Consider the following 20210-nt stretch of genomic DNA (forward strand, 5'->3'; position numbering starts at 1 on the left):
CAAATTCGCTGTCTGGATTCAACAATCCTCCTATCTTTTTTCTAAACTTAAAATAAAGTACAATAGTAGGTGGGAAATAACAAATATTATAAAAAGGAGAGGGCAATTCCTTATGAGAGACCCAAGAATACAAGCGTTGGCAAACAACATCATTACATATTCAGTAGACCTTCAGCCAGGTGAGAAAGTATTGATAGAAAATACAGGTTACCAGCAAGAACTCGTTAATGCTCTTATAGAAGAAGCATATAAAGCAAGGGGCTTTCCTTTTGTAACCATTAAGGATGAAACGACTCAACGTGCTTTACTTATGGATGCAAAAGAAGAGCAACTAGAGCTCCAAGGGAAATTTGAAGAGACAATTATGAAAGAAATGGATGCCTATGTAGCAATCCGCTCTGGGAATAACATTTCAGAATTATCGGATGTACCGTCTGAACAGATGGCACTCTATCAAAAGAAAGTTTACAAGTCTGTCCATCATGGACTCAGAATCCCGAAAACGAAATGGTGTGTACTTCGTTACCCGACACCATCAATGTCGCAGCTAGCTGACATGAGTACTTCTACCTTCGAAAACTTATTCTTCAATGTATGTAACCTCGATTACAGCAAAATGCTGGACGCAATGGGACCACTTGAAGAGTTGATGAACCGCACAGATCAGGTCCAAATTAAAGGTCCGGGAACAGACCTGACTTTCTCAATCAAAGATATCCCTTCTGTTACATCAGCAGGACACAAAAATCTACCGGATGGTGAAGTGTACACAGCACCAGTTCGCGATTCTGTCAACGGTACGATTACATTCAATTCCCCGTCTCCTTACCAGGGATTCGTCTTCCATAATGTAAGTTTCACGTTCAAAGACGGAAAAATCATTGAAGCAAGTGCAAATGATACGGAAAGATTGACTAAGGTCCTCGATACGGATGAAGGCGCACGTTATATTGGAGAATTCGCAATTGGTGTAAACCCTTATATCCAAACACCGATGCAGGATATCCTTTTTGACGAAAAAATCGATGGAAGTTTTCACTTTACACCCGGGCAATGCTATAAGGAAGCGTTCAACGGCAATGACTCCAATATCCACTGGGACCTCGTCAATATCCAACGCCCTGATTACGGCGGAGGGGAAATCTACTTCGACGGCGTCCTTATAAGAAAAGATGGTCGCTTCGTCTTACCAGAACTAGAACCGCTTAATCCAGAAAATCTGAAATAAACGATAAAGAAAACTTGGCAAAGCCAAGCTTTAGCTCCGGCTCAGCCTTAGTTGTGCTTATATTGAAGAAAGTATTTTATACTTTCTTTATATGTAAATAAAGGGTGAATCTGATCGACTTAAGCGATCCAGGTTCACCTTTTTGGTTTAAAATCGTTAGGCATTAACGCTATGCTGTTTATTGAGCTGTAAAACCTTGAGAAAATGGAATCATATACAAAAATTTGAAAATACATACAAAAACGAAAATTTATCTACAAAAATCAGATTTTACCTGCAAAATAAGAAATCACTTACAAAACGCATTTAACCAGAAAAGACCCCGAAGGCTTCACATCAGCCCTCAGGGTCATTTTCACATGCTTATGAAGCCATCTGGCTTTCATAAGCTTTTTGATATTTTTGTATGTCACCTGCACCCATGAATAGGAGTACACTGTTGGTATGCTTCGATAAAATATCGATCGTTTCTTCACCGATGATATTTGAATTCGGAATCCGCTCTTGCAGATTTTCGATTTTCAAATCTCCTGAATTTTCTCTCGCAGATCCAAATATATCACATAAATACACTGAGTCAGCCTGGTTCAAGCTGTCTGCAAATTCGCTCAAGAACGTTTGTGTCCGCGTATAGGTGTGCGGTTGGAAAATCGCAACGACTTCTTTATCAGGATATTTCTGTTTTGCAGATTCGATCGTAGCCTTGATTTCAGTCGGATGATGGGCATAATCATCAATCAAAACCTGTTGCCCGATTCGCTTTTCAGAGAACCTTCTCTTCACACCCTTGAACGTAGCTAGATGTTCTTTCAATATGTTGACGTCCACTTCTTCATAGTGACAAAGGGCGATCACTGATAAAGCATTGAGCACATGGTGTGTCCCGAATCCAGGAATCGTAAATGTTTCATGATACGCGTTCCTAACGAACACATCGAACGTGGTGCCTTTTTGATTGACCTGGATATTCCTTGCTTGAAAATCGTTAGTGTCATTCAAGCCATAGAACATGACAGGCACTTTTGCTTGTATCTGTTGCAAGTAAGGGTCGTCTCCGCAGGCAATGATCCCCTTTTGTACTTGCAAGGCCATCGATTGGAAAGCATCGAATACGTCGTTTACATCTTTAAAATAATCCGGATGATCAAAATCTATATTTGTCATGATTGCATAAGATGGCTCATATGAAAGGAAATGTCGTCGATACTCACAAGCTTCAAAAACGAAATATTCACTATCTTCCATACCTTTTCCAGATCCATCGCCAATCAAATAGGATGTTGGTTTAGCAGCACCTAAAACATGTGCCAATAAGCCTGTCGTAGAAGTTTTACCATGTGAACCTGTTACTGCGACACTGATGAATTTCTTGATGAATTCACCTAAGAAGTGATGGTACCGGTACACTGGCACTCCTAATTCAGTAGCTTTAGCCACTTCTTCATGATCATTCGGAAATGCATTTCCAGCTATCACCACTTGATCGGTCTTCACATTTTCCGCACCAAATGGCAACACTGGGATATTTCGTTCTTCTAATGCTTGTTGGGTAAAGATGTATTGTTCAATGTCAGATCCTTGAATGTCATATTTCATATCATGAAGAATCTGGGCCAATGGACTCATACCAGTCCCTTTAATCCCAACAAAATGATAAGTTGTCATAAAACGAACCTCCAACTAATCTGGAATCGTTACTAATTTTCTACATTTATTATATGCCTAAATCAGATAAATGGGGCTAGTATCACCTTTAGGCGTAAAACCCATTTTAACATTATATCAAAAAAGTAGTCTTTAGACTAATAATTCCTCAAATCGACCTATTCCACTTTCTCAAGACGCGGGTTCGGACGGTGCTTTCGTCCTTTCTTAGCTTCCCTTTTACCATTTAATAAAACATTGTCACCAGTAAAACCGATATGGATATTCAATAAAGAACTTCCTACTCCATAAATATCAACTGGAACCTTCCGTTCTTCGAATGCCTGAATCCGATCTTCGTTGAACCCTCCGCTTACCACGATTTTTACATGCTGAAAACCTTCGTCATCCAAAGCTTTCCTCAATGCGAATATCAATTCAGGGTTGACCCCTCTTGGATCGAATGTACCGAGTTCGTCTTGGTTTCTCCAAAAATATTGATCGACCAGTGTCCTCGAGGTGTCGATCCGGACGCCTTTCAATGTGTTTCCGAACTCTCTAGCCACTTTCAAAGAGTCCGTTATGACATCATTATTATAGTCTACCAGTGTAATCAACTCATCCTCAGGATATTGCTCGTAATATGCGCGTGAAGCAGCTACAACATCGCCTTCGAACAACTGGATGAGTGCATGCGGCATCGTACCCATCCCGCGCTTGCCCCACCATTCATTCATAGCGTGGGTAGCTTGGGCCGTAGAACCCCCAATGTATGCTGCGTATCCATCACCAGCTTGCTGGGTAAAATGATCATCACGATCCCCCATAAAGATGACAGGCTTTTGAACACTTGAAGTGCTTGCTGCTTTCACAACATTATAAACATTCGTCGATACAGAAGTTCTTCTGCCTAGAATGCCGTCAATAAGACCTTCAAGGAACCCGAAGTTTTGATACGGACCTTCGATCGTCAGGACCGTTTCATAGGGTTCGACTTTGTCACCGTCTTTAAGTGAGTAGATCTCCAATTCTTCAGGTTTTTTTGCGAAAGTTTTGATCAAAGCGATGGCTTCGTCAGTCCCACAGAGCACAGCATGCTTCTTTTGAAAGAACTGCATTTTCACGACATTATCCGAACGATGTGCCTCAGCGATTTCACAAGTTTTCAAAAAGTAAACGGCAGAAAACCATCCTTCAGCGACACGTTCATCGAATTTGAAGGTGTTATTCGTCAGTCTATTGATTTTTCCTTGCATTTTCAATTCGATTTCTTTCATATCCATACGATTGCACCTATTCCTTTATGTACTTCAGTTGCTTATTGTTTTTGATATTCTTGGCTCTGTTAATTTTATTGTTGATTTCTACGAAATTCACTCCCTTTCCGCGGGCAAACGAAAAGCGGAAGCGACCCGATTAGTCACGTAGGTCAATGGAAAACGGACGAGGAGGCTCGAACCAAACAAAAACTTGGTTCTGCGTGGGCTCACTCATAAGGGTGTCATTCAATGTGTCGACCCGTGCAGGAAGTTTGAAGTGATCCAAGTGAATGTTCGCTGAACTAGACATTACTTCCCTGCATTAACCCACTTCGGCGAGCTTTTCCCGCAGGAGTGTCGCAAATTTCGCTTAAAATGAACAAAGTCCTTTAACAGAACCACATCCTTAAATGTAGATTTTTGAGAAATCCACTTTTGTGAATTCCTCAAAACTTTTCTGTAAAATTAACAGTACATTTTAGCTAAGCTTACTTATAAGATAACCATTAGTTTATCATATAAAACGAATACCGATAATTCAAGACTATCATTTATTCCTCAAAATTGCTTAGTTATCGCATTTTCGGTAATCATATTGCTGCTTGTCTATTCCTCACTTACTTGATCATAAAACTCTTGTTTCGATACGAGTACATTTCGCGGTTTACTTCCCATAGCTTCAGAAACGATGCCGCGGGTTTCCATCATATCCACTAGTCTAGCTGCCCGGTTATACCCAATGCGGAATCTTCTCTGTAAGGCAGAAGATGAAGCAGCACCCTGTTCAAGTACGAAATCACAAGCCTCATCGAACAATTCATCGTTCTGATCAATGGCCAATGTATTTTGCACCAACTCTTCTTTTTCAAACAAATAATCCGGATCGCGTTGTTCTTTGACATGCTGGGTGATCCGTTCGATTTCCTCATCGGATACAAAATTCCCCTGTACACGTACAGGCTTGGAGACACCGTTGCCAAGGAAAAGCATATCTCCTTTACCAAGAAGTTTATCAGCTCCGTTCGTATCGATGATCGTTCTTGAATCCACCGATGAAGAGACAGAGAATGCAACCCGGGTCGGAATGTTCGCTTTGATCAACCCTGTTATCACATCTACCGACGGACGTTGAGTCGCCAACAGAAGGTGGATACCGCAAGCGCGGGCTTTTTGGGCGATACGACAGATTGAGTCTTCAACTTCTTGCGGTGAAACCATCATAAGATCTGCTAACTCATCAATGACTACAACAACGTAAGGGAGCTTTTGGTCAGGTTCTCCTTTTTCCTTAACAAGCTTATTGAAACGCTCCATATCTCTGACCCCTGTTTTTGCAAATAATTCGTACCGGCGTTCCATTTCATCCACGGCCCATTTCAGTCCAAGTGTCGCTTCTTTTGCATCCGTTATGACTGGCGTTACCAGATGGGGCAACTGGTTATACGGAGCTAGCTCAACCATTTTCGGATCGATGAGCATCAATCGTACATCATCCGGATGAGCCTTATATAAGATACTGATGAGCAACGAATTAATACATACACTTTTACCTGAGCCGGTAGCACCAGCTATCAGACCATGTGGCATTTTTTGAAGATCCGTCACGACCGGATTTCCTGAAATATCAAGGCCTAATGCTACAGAGAGCGGGGATGAACTTTGTGTAAAATTCGGATGTGTGATGATTTCACGCAGGGTCACCGATTTGCTCACTTTGTTTGGAACCTCGATCCCGATTGCATTTCGTCCGGGAATTGGCGCCTCCATCCGGATATCCTTCGCAGCTAAGCTCAATTTGATATCATCAGAAAGGTTCGTTATCTTATTGACTTTTACGCCCGGTGCAGGCTGAACTTCAATTCTTGTAACAGATGGACCTTTTGTCGCGCCGACTACAGTAGCTTTAACATTGAAGTTATGAAGGGTAGACTGCAGCAGTTCGATTTGATCGTTCAACCATGTTTCGTCATCATTAATCTCTTGAATTTCCCGGTCTAACAATCTTTCAGAAGGGAAACTGTACCCTCGTTCAATCGATTTTTCATGCTTCGGTGTACTCGAATGATCTGCTTGGGTTTTCCTCTGAGGCTTCCTGTCACGTTGCAGCATCATTACGTTGAACGGGATTGGACTCTTCTTTTTTTCTTCTTCATTTTTAAGACTTACTGATTGAGTCGGCTTCTCTGGTTCTGGTTCATCGTTTTCCACCTTGTTTGTTTCAACGGTTTCCGATGTTTTAGGAGTATTGTTTTCATATGTATGGGTGGATGGCTCAGCATTTTCAGCGATTACTTGTTTTGTATCAGTACTACTGTCTTCCAACGTCTCTTCAGGCTGGATTTCAGTGGATTCACTTTCCAAATTCAAAGGAATTTCGGTATCTTCAGTCCCCACTTCCTGATGATCTTCGCCGGTTTCTATATTCCAGGTTGGGGTTATAGGTTCTTCCCTTTCCTGTTTTAATTCTTGCGTGAACCCCCAGCCATGTAATGTCCATTCTTCTTTTTCTGACTCTGATTTGTCCAGTTCATTTTGATTTGAAAATTCGGATTCCTTCATTTCAGATTGATATAATACTTCTTCTTCCTTCATTTCAGAAATTGCTTGGTAAGCTTCATATCCTGGTTCATACTTTGATTGTTGCGCTTGTTTTTTACTAGAAATGGTACCTGCACTTTCCGGGCCGATTTTAGGCGGAAACACTTCCGGACGACTGCCGAATCCATAGATTGGAGAAGGGATTTCAGTAGGCGTAAAGTTTTCTCCAGTAAACTTTGGCTTTTCCTCAGTGCTTTTAGACCTTCCCCCGCTTCGATTTCGTTCAGATTGTCTTCTTTCTACCCGGGGTTGCTTTTTATCAGCTTGCTTGGTTTGCTTTTGTGGTTCATATTCGGACGTTGCTCTTTCGTTTTCAGTTGGATCGTTAAGGTGATCCTTCTCATTTTTATCATCAGGTATGACTGGAAAACGAAAACTTCCTTCTTTCGGATATTGATGTACCATTCTCGGTTCGAACGAGCTTTTACCTGCTGTCATCCTTCCTACAGACATCCCTTTCCTTTTTTGTTGCGTATTTGCTTTAGGGATGGTCCGATTGTTTTCCTTTTCAGTCTCTATGTCCTCATCTTCAAAAATCAAATTCATCATTTTTTTCAACCAGTTAGACATCTATACATTCACCTTTTTTAAAAAATTTCTTTCGTTCACCTAAATATTCGAATTTATGAGATACTATTCGAATATTCCATCCATCATTATCAAAAGAAACAAGTCAATTCAAAACCTATTCCTTACTCATTCTCCTCAAAAAAGGTAAATAAGTAGTAGAAAACAACCAGATCTGATCTGGTTGTCCTAACTCAATTTACTTGTCATTTGTGAAGAAATCAGCACCAATTTCATAGTCATCACTTAAAACAAGAATTCCTTTTTCTTTTGGAGCATCAGGTAAATTCAACTCTTTAGCTGAACAAATCATACCTGAGGATGGGACGCCTCGAAGTTCCGCTTCTTTTATCAACATTCCGCTTGGCATCATTGCTCCCACACGTGCGACAACGACTTTTTGGTCTTTATCGACATTCGGTGCTCCGCAAACGATCTGCAGTACATCATCACCGATATCTACTTTACAAATACTAAGCTTATCTGCATCAGGATGCTTTTCTTTGGAAGTGACGTTTCCGACAATGAATTCAGGTCGAGCGTCGAATGCAATTGTTTCCCCCACATCACTCTTTTGTAAAAACTGATTGATTTCATCTACTAAAGTTTCTGTAACTTCAATCTTCCCATTCCCAGAAAGATCAAAATACCTGGAAGCATTGAAGATGTTATAGCCCAAAGTACGACCATCTTTTTTATCAAATAATCTCACTACTTCTCTGTGTTTTTGAAAATCACGTTCTGTAATCGTCCCTGCATCTAAAGAAACGAGCAGGACATCCCCTATTCCATTTGGGTTATAATGTACATTCACCATACGGGCTTTCCCCTTTCATAAACATCTATTCAGATTCTTCCGGTTTTGTTTTAGCAAGTATGAATATCGGTTCGAATTCTCCATCCTCATAAAGGAATGGTAATGCAGTAACAGGAACCCTACCATTTGAAAAGAAGTGCATGGACATCTGTCCTAAGATATCGTAGCCTTGTTCATTTTTGATATCGGCAAAAATCAAGACATCTTGATGTGGCACAGCAACAGCAAGTGTACCTTCTGCTTTTTTCTTCATTCTGTCAAGCAGCTGCTGGTTCAAGATGCGGCTTGCGTCATATCCATCATTATGGTTGATGAAATAGAAGACGTTTCCTGCAACCTGATCTTCCTTCATGGAGCAATCAAGGGAACGTAAGTTGAATCTTCCTATCTCCTTTAATTGCTGGATATTCCAACCTTGCTCTTCAAGCATATTTTCTGTCAGCAAACGATACGAATTCCCCAAATCCTGCGCATAAAAAATCCGGGTTTCAGCTGTATGCTCTTCAAACACAAGTGGCTCCCCGTTATGTTCAGTTGGGAAAGATGTCGATCGGATCACTGGAAAAATCGCTTTCTGATTTCCATCTAAAGATTGGTTTTGATTCATGACAGAAAACAGTTCGTCAACATGGTAGATGATTTCATCAATCGCATCATCTTTCCGTTCTTCGTATTTGGCAGTCAAGCCAGGAAGTGAGAGGGTAATACCTTTACCAGTTCCTTTTTCTTCAATACGCAGTGTTTTTTCTTTCGCATTGAAGATGAACGATCGATCTTCACTTCCTAGTCTCTTTTCCAATATACGTTTCAGTTCAATCGGTTCCATCCGACATCCTCCTTTCTATGATGAACTCTGTTTTTTATTTATTATTGGCTTTGTTATAGTTGATTGTTATTTTTACAAATTACTTCCTTTTCAAGCGATCCGCAAGCCTCCTCGGTCGTTTCTCGATGATGCCAAGCTGCATCTACCCATTAGCGGACACAGGAAACCTTATTTGGCGAAAATATAGGATTTTACAATCCTAACGGACACCAGGGACCTTGTTTCGCAAATATCATAGAAAATCAGCTGCTTTGTTCACAAATAACGGCTGTGGTGTCCGGTAACTGAAAATATGGCTGCTTGAACTCACCTGTCACGCTCTTCTGCTGGAGTGTCGGGAATTTCGCTTAAAGGATGTTCAAAAATAACTAACAAACAAAAAGATAGTCTTTTGATAAACAGAAGAAGGGTTGACCATCAACTAAGTGCCGGGCACTTATGGCTCAACCCCTCTGGTTTACATTTAGGGTTCGACCCCAGAGTTATGCGTTGTCTTTCTTATATTCAGCTACTACTTCAGTACCTAGTCCACCACGAGCGTTCCAAATTGCGGTAATCTGCATTTCTTTCGGCTCAAGTAATTGAACGAGATCGTCAAGAATACGATTTGTCGCATGCTCTTGATAGATTCCGACATTTCGATAAGAAGTAAGGTAATACTTCAATGATTTCATTTCCACAAGCTTTTCGTTCGGAATATAGCTGATGTGGAATTCTGCAAAATCCGGAAGACCGGACCATGGACATACCGAAGTGAATTCGTTTGTCGGAATCGTCACCAATGTGTCCTTCCCTATATATTCATACGGAATCGTTTCTAGTATATCTACAAGGATGACATCCTCATTTTCTATGTCGAATCGAATACCTGCGTATTTACTGTGGTCAACATCTACTTTTGCCACAACGTTCACCCTTTCTAAAAGAACAATTAAGACATGAATCTCTAATATTAAATTTTAACATCAGAAAGGGAAAAAGTCACTGTTTAGCGTATGGATGTAAGGAAGTTTTCGATTTGTTCCTTAGACTTGCGCTGTTTATCAACGTAACGTCCTATTTCTTTACCGTTACTGAAAGCAAGGAAACTTGGAATTCCGAAAATATCGTATTCCTGGCACAATTCGATATGCTCATCCCGATCAACATAATAGTAATCGAATTGACCATATTCTTCCTCGATTTCACGCATGATCGGCTTCACGATCACACAATCCGGGCACCATACCGCGGAAAACATGATAATTGCATTTTCTGATTGGATTGCAGCATTCCAGTCTTCATTCGTTTTGATTGTTTTCATGTAAATAACCTCCAATATCAATACTCGATTTTCATATCGCCATGTTGGATGAAACCTTTTCTTCTCATCCATTCTGATAGTACTAGAGAGATGACAGCAGGTCCAATAAAGTGTAAGAACAAAACAATGAGTAACGTTTCATAAGTAAATCCCATTGTTCGAAACGTCATGATCTGTCCGACGAATCCACTTGTCCCCATGCCTGCACCTTCCGCAATATTTTCTGTAACCCAAATAACAGTACCGAACGGAGCGAGGATAATACCAGCAACTGTCGGCGGGATAAGTATGGCCGGTCTTTTAACAATATTCGCTACCTGGAGCATTGAAGTTCCAATACCTTGTGCGATCCAACCTCCCCACCCGTTTTCACGGAAACTGGCAGTTGCAAAACCGACCATTTGTGCAGCACATCCGATGGTCGCTGCACCTGCTGCTAGTCCATCTAAGCCAAGCATGATTGCAATCGCTGCACTAGAGATCGGAGCAGTAAGTGCAAGTCCCATTAATGTTGCTACAAGAATTCCCATTATAAGCGGGCGCTGCTCCGTCGCCCACATGATCAGCGCTCCAAAGTTTTGCATGGCACTAGAAATCTGTGGACCGATGAATTTTGCGACAAGATAGCCGGTTGTCACAGTTACGAATGGAGTGACGATGATATCTACCTTCGTTCCCTTCGAAACCATTTTTCCAAACTCCACTGCAAATAGAGCTGCTACATAACTTCCAGCCGGCCCTCCACCTAAAGCACTGCCAGCAGCCCCAGCAATGACTGCCGAAAACAGGACGAGCGGAGGTGCATTCAGACCATATGCGATTGCCACGCCAATGGCCGGTCCCATCAAACTCATTGTCAAACTGCCCATTTCAACGAAAAATGTGGAACCTGATACTTCACCAGCTGTCTGTAGAATAAGACCGATGATCAGCGAAGAAAAAAGCCCTAAAGCCATATAGCTCAGTGCTGTTACAAAATACGTATGTAACGATAATGAGACCCCTTTTCTCGTTAAAAATGATTTCAAAAGCTCTACCTCCGTTTTCTTGAACCCCTATCGACCCTTCGATGAGTTCAAAAGAATACTTGTTGCTAATTGTGCTGATATAGAGATAAACGTAAACAAATAGCAGAAGAAATATGCGAGACTCCTGCGGGAAAGCAAGCTATACGAGACCCCGCAAGATTGCCCGTGGGAAACGAGTATATTTCCAATTGTAGAAAACAACACTCTATACGATAACAGCCATTTACAAAATTCTATCGTAAAAGTATTAAAATTTTTCAACATACTACGATAATAAAAGTAAGGATGACGTATGAGCTATTTTCTAATCTGCCCAAAGCAAGTCCAAACATTTCTTATGTCTCCATTATATACAAAGTAGTTTTGATAATTAAAGCAGAGTAGTGAATAGCTGGTGCAGAGTGACCAAGGGGGAGAAAGCATGCTGCAATTGCTCAAGGATAACCTACAGTTGTCCATCAAGAACAAAGTACGACTCATGTTGATCATGGCTGTAGTAGGGATTGTAATTTTATTCGCCTTTTCAATGTTCTACGTATTCATGACCCAGAATATGAACGACAAGCAAAACCGTCTTCAACAACTTGCTACAGATACGATCTCGGTGAACAGTGAATTCGCGTATATCAGAAAGCTGGAACAGGAGTTTTTACGGACGAATCTTGAAGGTTCTTCTCAAGAGATTTCCACTAAACTCGCGGAGCTTCAGAAACAAATCGATACGATTCAAAACGAGAATGATCAATTTTCCGGTTCTTTTAAAGAAATCTCTAACGAAGTTGGTACATATGAATCTTCATTCGTAGATACTTCAAAGCTTGTTTCAGATATCGATAGTATGCAAGGGATCTTGACTGAAAAAGCAGATGATTTAAGTAAGCTGTTAGGGTCGATAAATCCTAGATTATTGAATGAGTTCTATGAACTTCGCATATTGGAAAAGCAATATTTTCTTAGCGGGACATCAACAGATGATAACCGTTATAACGATCAACTGGACGCTCTGAAGCAAGCAGTCCGTTCATCAGACGTAGAAGCTTCCCAAAAATCCGCCTTCAATTCCAGCTTATTGGCTTATACGAGCGCAATGGAGACAGTAAAAGGATACGAAGGACAGATTCAACAAACCGTCGTTGATTTTGAGGAAATAGGAATGAACCTCCAAAAGACCATTGAGTCGGTTGAAAAGAACGTCATAACGGAAACCCAAAGCTTAAGCGCCGATCAAAAGCGCTTAGGAACAATCCTGTTATGGACGTTGATTATCCTTAGCTTGATTATTTTAGCTGCAATCGGAACGTTAGGATTCTGGCTGACTAGAACGATCACCTCATCAATCACTTCCTTAAAAGAAGGAGCGACTGTCATTGGGGAGGGGCATCTCGGACATCGTGTAAACGTTGAACAAAACGATGAAATGGGCGAACTCGCAAATACATTCAACATGATGGCTGAAAAGATGCAAAAAGCGATGCAAGAAGTGAACACTGCTTCAGAACAGCTCTCATCTTCATCCCAACACCTTGCAGCTATATCAGAAGAAACGACGGCGCAGACAGAAGAAGTCAATGAAGCGATTCAACAGGTTTCCGCTGGTGCTCAAGTTCAAGCGGACCATTTATATGAAAGTACAGAATTGATTTCCCAGGTGACTGTATCCATTGATGAAACAGCTAAATACAGCCTGCAAATCAGTAAAGATTCACAGGCTACCGAGGAAGAAGGAAAAGAAGGTCTGAAGATTGTAGAGAATCTCGGTAAAAGTTCAGATGAATTCCTTGGTCTTGCGAACCATTTGATCCACCAGGTACAAGAAGCAAATCAACATTCACAGCAAATCGGATCGATTGTCGATACAATCAAAGATATTGCTGGGAGTACCGACTTACTTGCGTTGAATGCAGCAATCGAGTCCGCAAGAGCTGGAGATGCCGGCAGAGGATTCGCTGTTGTCGCACAGGAAGTCCGTAAACTAGCAGAACGGTCGAAATCAGAAGCACAAAACATCTATAAACTCATCACATTAATGTCTGAGCAAATGGAAAAGCTTTCGAATGAAGCGGAACAATTCGATCATTATCGGACCGAGCAGCAAACTTCAGTCGACCGTACAAAGCAAGCATTCACAAAAATCGTTGATAACGTTACAGGAATCAACGCTCGGATCCAACAAGTACGTGATGCGATCAGTGAAGTGCAAGGATCTAACTCAGCGCTATCAGAAAAACTGCAAGAGGTTAGCGCGATTTCACAAGAATCTGTTGCTGCTTCAGAACAAGTAAGTGCTTCAAGTATCCATCAAAAGGAAGCGATCAATGAAGTGAATAATGCTGCAAACGAGCTTCAGGATATCGCTATACTTCTTCAAGAGGAAGTTGGTCAATTCAACTTGATCAGCGAAAATCTCGAATCCGAAAATATTCTGGAATTTAATGAAGAATCTGATTGGATGGATGACGAAGAACACGAAGCAGAGCATGATTTTAAAGATGAAGCTGCAGTCGCAGAGGAACCATCTTTTGAAGAAGATTCTTATACGTCAGAAAACAACAGTGAAGAACACAAATAATAGATTACGGGCTCAACACAATCATGTGCGATGAGCCCTTTTTCCTTGTAAAAAAGGTTAAACCTCACTTTTAGAATGAGTTTTTTCACCTTTATTGGTTTAGAAATGGGTTTCAACGAGCTTCCACTTGAAGTTGCTGGCTGAGCAATTATCTACAAAAACAAGGAATTACCTACAATTCCCTAATCATCCCAATACTGCTCAGCACGCTCCTACCAGTTTCCTTTATGGTCAGTGTGCTGTTGGTGTTCCCTGAATGTTTTGGAAAAGTGGTGTTCTCCAGACCCATCCGCTTTGACGACAAAGAAGTAGTAATCATGATCTTTTGGTTTCAAACTAGCTTCTAATGATTGTTTCCCTGGGTTACCAATCGGTCCTGGAGGAAGTCCTTCATTGGTATAAGTGTTATAAGGGCTATCCACCTCCAAGTCCTTATACAGAAGACGTTCCTTCGGTTTATCAAGCACATATTGCACCGTTGCACAAGATTGCAGCTTCCATCCATCTTTCATTCGGTTTTGGAAGACCCTAGCAATCAACTCCCTTTCTTTTTCAACCACCGCTTCCTTTTCCACAATTGAAGCCAACGTGACCCATTGCATCAAATCATGCTTTGAATCTGGATCAAGTTCTTTATGTACTTGTTCAAACCGATCCAGCATTCTCTCAATAACCTCCCCTGGAGAAATCCCTTCTTTAAAATAATAGGTATCCGGAAATAAGTACCCCTCTAATTTGTATTTGATATCTTTTTCATTCTTCAATTTTTGGATAAGTGGATGTTTGATTCCTTCTCCCGTTTTTGCGTGTTTTAAAAATTCAGCTTGAGTCGTTATCCCCTTTTTCTCCAGTCTCGCCGCGATTTGTTCAATAGTGAAACCTTCAGGAAAGGTGACTTCAATTCCTTTTTCAAGCGGCGCTGTTACTAACTCTTTGTAAAGTTCAGGGACAGATTGTGTACTTGATACCTGATGCTTTCCAATCTTTACCTGCCCATCAAGATCGTTCAGCTTCCCATACAACAAGAAAAAGGTTTTATTTTTGATCAGGGATTCGGCATGCATTTGTTCAGCTACATCTTGCAAAGATTGTCCTTCGTTTACCGTGATCACCTTTTGCTTTTCATGCCAAAATGGAGTAGCTTCATAAACTACCCAAATGCAAAGTGCTATTGCTATTATCGTCGATATAAAAAGCACGTTCCGCCTTTTCATATGATAACCTCAGTTTCTAGTCTCAGACTTCAGCTTTCCCTTATTGTCTTTCCACCATTCAAGCGAATTACAGGAATTTTTCAGAATGCTCATGTTATTATAATGATAGATTCAAAACAAGGAGTGATACAGTGAATTTAACAGTATACCTAGCAGGACAGATCCATGATAACTGGCGGGATGAGTTGAAACAGAAGGCTGAAAATAAGAACTTGCCGATCACGTTCGTGAATCCGATGACCAACCACAGTCGTTCAGATGACATTGGTGAGGAGATTTTAGGTGAACAACCAGATAAAATCATTAAAGATGATAAAGCTTCTGATTTCAATAATTTGCGGACAGAGATTCTGCTTTCGAAATCAGACGTGGTTCTGGCGTTTTTCGGCGAAAGCTATAAACAATGGAATACCGCGATGGACGCTTCAACTGCGCTAGCTTTAAATAAACCGCTTATCCTTGTACGAGACGGATCATTACATCATGCCTTGAAGGAGTTATCGAACAAAGCGACTGTGACTGTCGAAAACTTCGATCAAGCCATTCAAGCCCTCTCATATGTGTTTGAAGAGGAATAACTTAGCGGTTTTCGCATAGATTGTTGTTTTTGAGTTTGGAAATATACTCGCTTTCCGCGGGCAAACGAAAAGCGGGAGCGACCCGGTTAGGCACGCAGGTCACTGGAAAACGGACGAGGAGGCTCGAACCAAAAAAGACTTGGTTCTGCGTGGGCTCACTCATAAGGATGTCAATCAATGTGTTGCCGCCGCGGGAAGTTTGAAGCGATCCAAGTGACTGGTCGCTGAGCTAGACATCACTTCCCTGTATTAACCCACTTCCGCAAGCCTCCTCACTTGCACAGGATCTCAACACAAAAATGAAATCATTTCCGTGTCTGCGATGAGAATTCTTAGAAGCTTTCCTTCTGCTGGCTTCGACGTTCACAATAGGACGTACTTGTACAGGATGTACTGACTTCGACGTTCACCATAGGAAGTGGTGGTATTTAGTCGAAGTTCATTATTATAGTCAAAGATCCTTTTAAAGAGGGTGGGGTCTCGCTTAGTTTGCTATCCCGCAGGAGTCTGGCATATTTCCACTGTCATAAGAATTCAGCAAGCAACAAACTACTTTTTATAGAGGTAGGACTGACGGGCGTCAGTCCTCTTTTTTGCAGTTTACTAGACTTTGAAGAGAAATACTAAAACTTGTTTAATCAATAGGAAAAGGAGCTGAATGGTTCAGCTCCCTCTTGTGGTTCATTCTTGATAATACTGATATTGACCGACCAAAAGCCGGACGATGTGGGCGAACATCTCTCCACGTGTGATCCATCCATCAGTGAAAACACCGATAGCACCCTCTTGCGTCCGCACATCTCTCTTGTTCGTATACTCAGCCATAACGTCCCCTAGCTCTATACCTGAGCGAACTGGCTCACTGATCTCTTTGGGCAGAAGGATCTTCGCGCCACTCGCTACATAGGTAATTTGCGCTTCGGTAACAAGTGCACCCCAGTTACAGAGAAAAAGACCGTCGGGAGTATCGACTACCCCGCCTTCCAATCCGATTCCAAGCTCGAAACCGGAATCAACACAGGCTTTAGCCCGGTTCACAGCCCCTTTTCGAGTTTCCGCATCTGAAAAGGGCTGAGCTGACACTTGGGATGGCACCTTAATGCCTTCCACCTGCCAATTGAGAGTCTCAACAACCGATTCCACTGCTTGAACCTTAGCAGGGTTCTTAGATCCAATCGCTACAATCACACAAACACCCTCCCCATCCTTGGTGCCAGGTACACTTTCAAAGTCCTTGTGTCCCAACGGTTTCAAAATGGTGCCTGGCACCCGCTTCAATTTGATTAATCGTAGATGATTTGGTCTACTGTGGATTTGTCAGAGGACTTGACTAATTTGACAAGCAGTTCTTTGGCGGCTGCATAGTCATCCACGTGAATTATTGATGCTGCAGTATGGATGTAACGAGAGCATATCCCGACTACCGCAGAAGGCACACCTTCGTTAGAAATATGTACGCTGCCTGCATCTGTTCCACCTTGTGAGATGAAATACTGATATGGAATATCATTTGATTCTGCTGTATCGAGTATGAAATCGCGAATTCCTTTATGGGTCACCATCGTACGATCGAGTATCCGTAACAACGCACCCTTACCCAGCTGGCCAAAGGCTTCTTTATCGCCATTGGAATCATTTGCAGGGCTTGCATCCAATGCGTAGAAGATATCTGGTTGAATCAGGTTTGCCGCTGTTTTCGATCCGCGCAAGCCAACCTCCTCTTGGACGGTCGCTCCAGAATAGAGGGTGTTCGGCAATTCTTCACCTTGTAATTCTTTCATCAATTCAACTGCAAGCCCGACACCATAACGGTTATCCCAGGCTTTCGCTAAAATCTTCTTCTTATTCGCCATCGGTGTGAACGGACAGATCGGCACGATTTGCTGCCCTGGACGCACTCCGATCGATTCAGCATCTTCTCTGTCATCCGCACCGATATCGATGTACATATGCTTCAATGGCATCGGTTTCGAGCGCTGGGATTCCTCAAGTAAATGAGGCGGTGTCGATCCGATCACGCCGATGACCGGTCCATTATCCGTCATGACCTGAACGCGTTGTGCCAACAAGACCTGGCTCCACCAGCCACCTAATGTCTCGAACTTCAGCATCCCGTTCTTTGTAATCTTGCTCACCATGAAACCGACTTCGTCCATGTGGCCAGCTACCATGATCTTTGGTCCATCTTCTTTTCCTTTTTTCACGCCAAAAATACTACCGAGCTTGTCCTGGATAATTTCATCCGACACAGGCTCAAGCTGACTACGGACATACTTCCTTACATCGTGCTCAAACCCCGGAGCACCTTGTAATTCTGTTAAAGTTTGAAATAGCTGTAAGGTTTCTTCCTTCATGATTTCTCCCTTCCATTGCCAGAAAATTTTCACCAATCCTATTGTAACGTAACTTTAAAAGGACCGCTACACACGAGGTTTCTTAGCATATGGAATCGGATCTTCAGCACCTGCTTCATCAAATCCTTTTAACCGAAGTAGGCAGCTATCGCATTCACCACATGCCACTTCTTCACCAAGGTAACAAGAAGTTGTCAGCTCATAAGGAACACCTAAACGGAGTCCTTCTTCAATCGTTTCCTTCTTAGTCATTTGAATCAATGGAACTTCGATTTCAAACTGACCACCTGTTGCACCTGTTTTTGTCGCTAGATTGACAGTTTCATTCATGCTTTGGATGAATTCAGGTCTGCAATCTGGATAACCGCTATAATCGACTGCTGAGACACCGATGTAGATCGCTTCTGCTCCAATCACTTCTGCATAAGCACTTGCGAGCGCAAGAAAAATCATATTCCGAGCCGGGACATAGGTTGATGGAATATCTTCGTCTACGCCCCCCTGTCTGACCTCGATTGAATCATCCGTCAACGCGCTTCCACCGATCTGCTGCAGAAAGCTTACATCAACAATCCGATGTTCAGGAGCGTTAAAAAATGCTGCTACTTTTTCAGCCTGCTCTACTTCACGGTTATGGCGCTGGCCGTAATGGAACGTAATCGGATAAAGTTCGTACCCCTTTTCTTTCGCAATCCCCATGCAGGTTGTACTATCCAAACCTCCACTTAAAACAACGACTCCCTTTTTCATCGTCAAACTCCTCTCTGATCCGGGTGCCAGATAACTTTGTGCATCTGTAAGCTGAGCTTCACATCCGGAAGCGGTTCTGTTAGTATTTTTTCAACTAGTTTTTGCGGTGGCATCGTTTCCCAGACAGGACTATATAGCACTTGCCCTGACTTGTGATGTTCCTTAACGACAGATGTCGCCACTTTAAAGTCCTCATCATCCCCGATCACGAATTTGATTTCATCTTGAGGTTTAAGGATTTCAAAATTACTATAAATCATCCGATCCATTTCCCCGGAATCCGGAAGCTTGAAATCCATGATGAAACGCGCTTTTGTCCCTACTGCTTCATTCTCGACACGCAGCGTTTCAAATTGTTCCAAATCAATTGCGCCGTTCGTTTCAATATGCACATCCTTAATCTTCTCTAACTCACACATTGCCACAAGAAGAGCTGCCGACTTTTTCCCATGAATCAAGGGTTCGCCACCTGTAAAACAAATTCTGTGACTTGAGAAGGTTTTGATCTTTTCTATGATTTGGTTGATTGTCGCTTTGTACTCTTCCTTAGCCGGTGCATAGCTGTATGTGGTATCACACCATGTGCAACGAAGGTTACAGTGGAATACCCGGACAAAAACCGTCGGAAAACCAGCCATGCTCCCTTCTCCTTCAACAGTCTCAAAAATTTCGACCATAGGAAGCTCCCATTCCATATATTCCGTTTTATCTGGAATTATTATCTGTTTAGTCATTTTCCATCCACTCTCGTTTCAATGTTGCATAACTTGTTGGAGTTTCGTATAGTTTCAACTCCTCGATCCTCGTTCCCCGTTCATGATAGTGTGTCTTTAGACGCTTCTCCAGCTGCTCCCAGATCCATACGATCATGTTTTCAGCCGTTGTGTTCATATTCGGTAATACCTCGTTTAAATAACGATGGTCCAGTTTCAAATCAATTTCCTCTTTAAAAATTTGCTTGATTTCACCGAAGTCGATCGTCAATCCGATATTGTCCACATAACCGCTGATGGTGATGACCAGTTTGTACGTGTGGCCGTGAAGGCTTTTGCATTTCCCTTCATAGCAGTGCAAGTGGTGTGCGGCATCGAATGTGAATTCTTTCGTGACAGCTACACGCTTATGGTGATATTTCAACTCATTACGTTGTATATCTTCGTCAATCCGCTCCACTTTCTTCGGAATTTGAAAGTCCATATCATCCGACCTCCTTTTCGTGTTGTTGTATAATGATTAAGGTTATTAAAATCTTTGTATCATTTAAACTTCTTTTACGAAATTAACGACACTGCGGGATAAGCGAGCCAAGCGAGACCGCGTACTCATTAAAAGGACTTCGACTAAAAGCCACCACGGTCGAAGCCAGCAGAAGGAAAGCTTCTGAGAATTCTCATCGCAGACACGAAAATGATTTCATTTTTGTGTTGAGATCCTGTGCAAGTAAGGAGGCTTGCGGAAGTGGGTTAGTACAGGGA

The 20210-nt window shown here is 42.0% G+C and carries 17 protein-coding genes; 3 read left to right on the forward strand and 14 right to left on the reverse strand.

The features are described from left to right. Nucleotides 1-112: 112 nt before the first annotated feature. A complete protein-coding gene (locus KOL94_RS10755) occupies nt 113-1228 on the forward strand; it encodes an aminopeptidase (RefSeq protein WP_221566428.1) in 1116 nt (371 codons plus the stop codon). Nucleotides 1229-1591: 363 nt separating this feature from the next. Here KOL94_RS10755 and murC read toward each other — a convergent pair whose 3' ends face one another. The 8 genes from murC to KOL94_RS10795 form a co-directional block, all read right to left on the reverse strand. After that, nucleotides 1592-2893, reverse strand: coding sequence for a UDP-N-acetylmuramate--L-alanine ligase (gene murC, locus KOL94_RS10760; protein WP_221566429.1), 1302 nt, complete (start codon nt 2891-2893; stop codon nt 1592-1594). Nucleotides 2894-3051: 158 nt separating this feature from the next. Continuing rightward, the gene (locus KOL94_RS10765; RefSeq protein ID WP_221567668.1) at nt 3052-4149 is read right to left on the reverse strand and encodes a nicotinate phosphoribosyltransferase; all 1098 of its coding nucleotides are present in this window, start codon (nt 4147-4149) and stop codon (nt 3052-3054) included. A 588-nt stretch (nt 4150-4737) separates the two neighbouring features. Next, on the reverse strand, nt 4738-7299 hold the full coding sequence (locus KOL94_RS10770) for a DNA translocase FtsK (protein WP_221566430.1): 2562 nt from the start codon (nt 7297-7299) through the stop codon (nt 4738-4740). A 196-nt stretch (nt 7300-7495) separates the two neighbouring features. Continuing rightward, complete coding sequence (gene ytpR, locus KOL94_RS10775) at nt 7496-8110, reverse strand: YtpR family tRNA-binding protein (RefSeq protein WP_221567669.1); 615 nt, start codon at nt 8108-8110, stop codon at nt 7496-7498. Nucleotides 8111-8138: 28 nt separating this feature from the next. Continuing rightward, nucleotides 8139-8939 carry a DUF1444 domain-containing protein gene (locus tag KOL94_RS10780; RefSeq protein WP_221566431.1) on the reverse strand — a complete coding sequence of 267 codons (801 nt, stop codon included), beginning with the start codon at nt 8937-8939 and terminating at the stop codon, nt 8139-8141. A 482-nt stretch (nt 8940-9421) separates the two neighbouring features. After that, complete coding sequence (queF, locus tag KOL94_RS10785; RefSeq protein WP_221566432.1) at nt 9422-9844, reverse strand: preQ(1) synthase; 423 nt, start codon at nt 9842-9844, stop codon at nt 9422-9424. An 83-nt stretch (nt 9845-9927) separates the two neighbouring features. Further along, nucleotides 9928-10242 carry a thioredoxin family protein gene (locus tag KOL94_RS10790; protein ID WP_221566433.1) on the reverse strand — a complete coding sequence of 105 codons (315 nt, stop codon included), beginning with the start codon at nt 10240-10242 and terminating at the stop codon, nt 9928-9930. A 17-nt stretch (nt 10243-10259) separates the two neighbouring features. Continuing rightward, complete coding sequence (locus KOL94_RS10795) at nt 10260-11270, reverse strand: PTS sugar transporter subunit IIC (protein ID WP_221566434.1); 1011 nt, start codon at nt 11268-11270, stop codon at nt 10260-10262. A gap of 421 nt (nt 11271-11691) precedes the next feature. On the opposite strand from KOL94_RS10795, the gene KOL94_RS10800 reads away from it, so the two are divergent. After that, on the forward strand, nt 11692-13839 hold the full coding sequence (locus KOL94_RS10800) for a methyl-accepting chemotaxis protein (protein WP_221566435.1): 2148 nt from the start codon (nt 11692-11694) through the stop codon (nt 13837-13839). Between the two features lie 212 nt (nt 13840-14051). Here the strand turns inward: KOL94_RS10800 and mltG are convergent, their stop codons facing one another. Continuing rightward, nucleotides 14052-15053 (reverse strand): endolytic transglycosylase MltG, encoded by a 1002-nt coding sequence (mltG, locus tag KOL94_RS10805; RefSeq protein ID WP_221566436.1) that lies wholly within the window; start codon nt 15051-15053, stop codon nt 14052-14054. Between the two features lie 131 nt (nt 15054-15184). Here mltG and KOL94_RS10810 point away from each other — a divergent pair, with 131 nt between their 5' ends. After that, on the forward strand, nt 15185-15631 hold the full coding sequence (locus KOL94_RS10810) for a YtoQ family protein (RefSeq protein WP_221566437.1): 447 nt from the start codon (nt 15185-15187) through the stop codon (nt 15629-15631). Nucleotides 15632-16312: 681 nt separating this feature from the next. Here KOL94_RS10810 and KOL94_RS10815 read toward each other — a convergent pair. The 5 genes from KOL94_RS10815 to queD form a co-directional block, all read right to left on the reverse strand. Beyond that, nucleotides 16313-16819, reverse strand: coding sequence for a DUF84 family protein (locus tag KOL94_RS10815; RefSeq protein ID WP_221566438.1), 507 nt, complete (start codon nt 16817-16819; stop codon nt 16313-16315). 95 nt (nt 16820-16914) lie between these two features. After that, a complete protein-coding gene (locus KOL94_RS10820; protein WP_221566439.1) occupies nt 16915-17985 on the reverse strand; it encodes a M42 family metallopeptidase in 1071 nt (356 codons plus the stop codon). Nucleotides 17986-18051: 66 nt separating this feature from the next. After that, entirely contained in the window at nt 18052-18735 is a 684-nt protein-coding gene (queC, locus tag KOL94_RS10825; protein ID WP_221566440.1) for a 7-cyano-7-deazaguanine synthase QueC, read from the reverse strand. 2 nt (nt 18736-18737) lie between these two features. After that, nucleotides 18738-19469: a 7-carboxy-7-deazaguanine synthase QueE gene (locus KOL94_RS10830; RefSeq protein WP_221566441.1), complete on the reverse strand. Its 732-nt coding sequence runs from the start codon at nt 19467-19469 to the stop codon at nt 18738-18740. Continuing rightward, nucleotides 19462-19932: a 6-carboxytetrahydropterin synthase QueD gene (queD, locus tag KOL94_RS10835; RefSeq protein WP_221566442.1), complete on the reverse strand. Its 471-nt coding sequence runs from the start codon at nt 19930-19932 to the stop codon at nt 19462-19464. Before queD ends, KOL94_RS10830 begins: the two co-directional genes overlap by 8 nt. Between the last annotated feature and the right edge of the window lie 278 nt (nt 19933-20210).

This window comes from Alkalihalobacillus sp. TS-13, from assembly GCF_019720915.1.
GTDB lineage: Bacteria > Bacillota > Bacilli > Bacillales > Fictibacillaceae > Pseudalkalibacillus.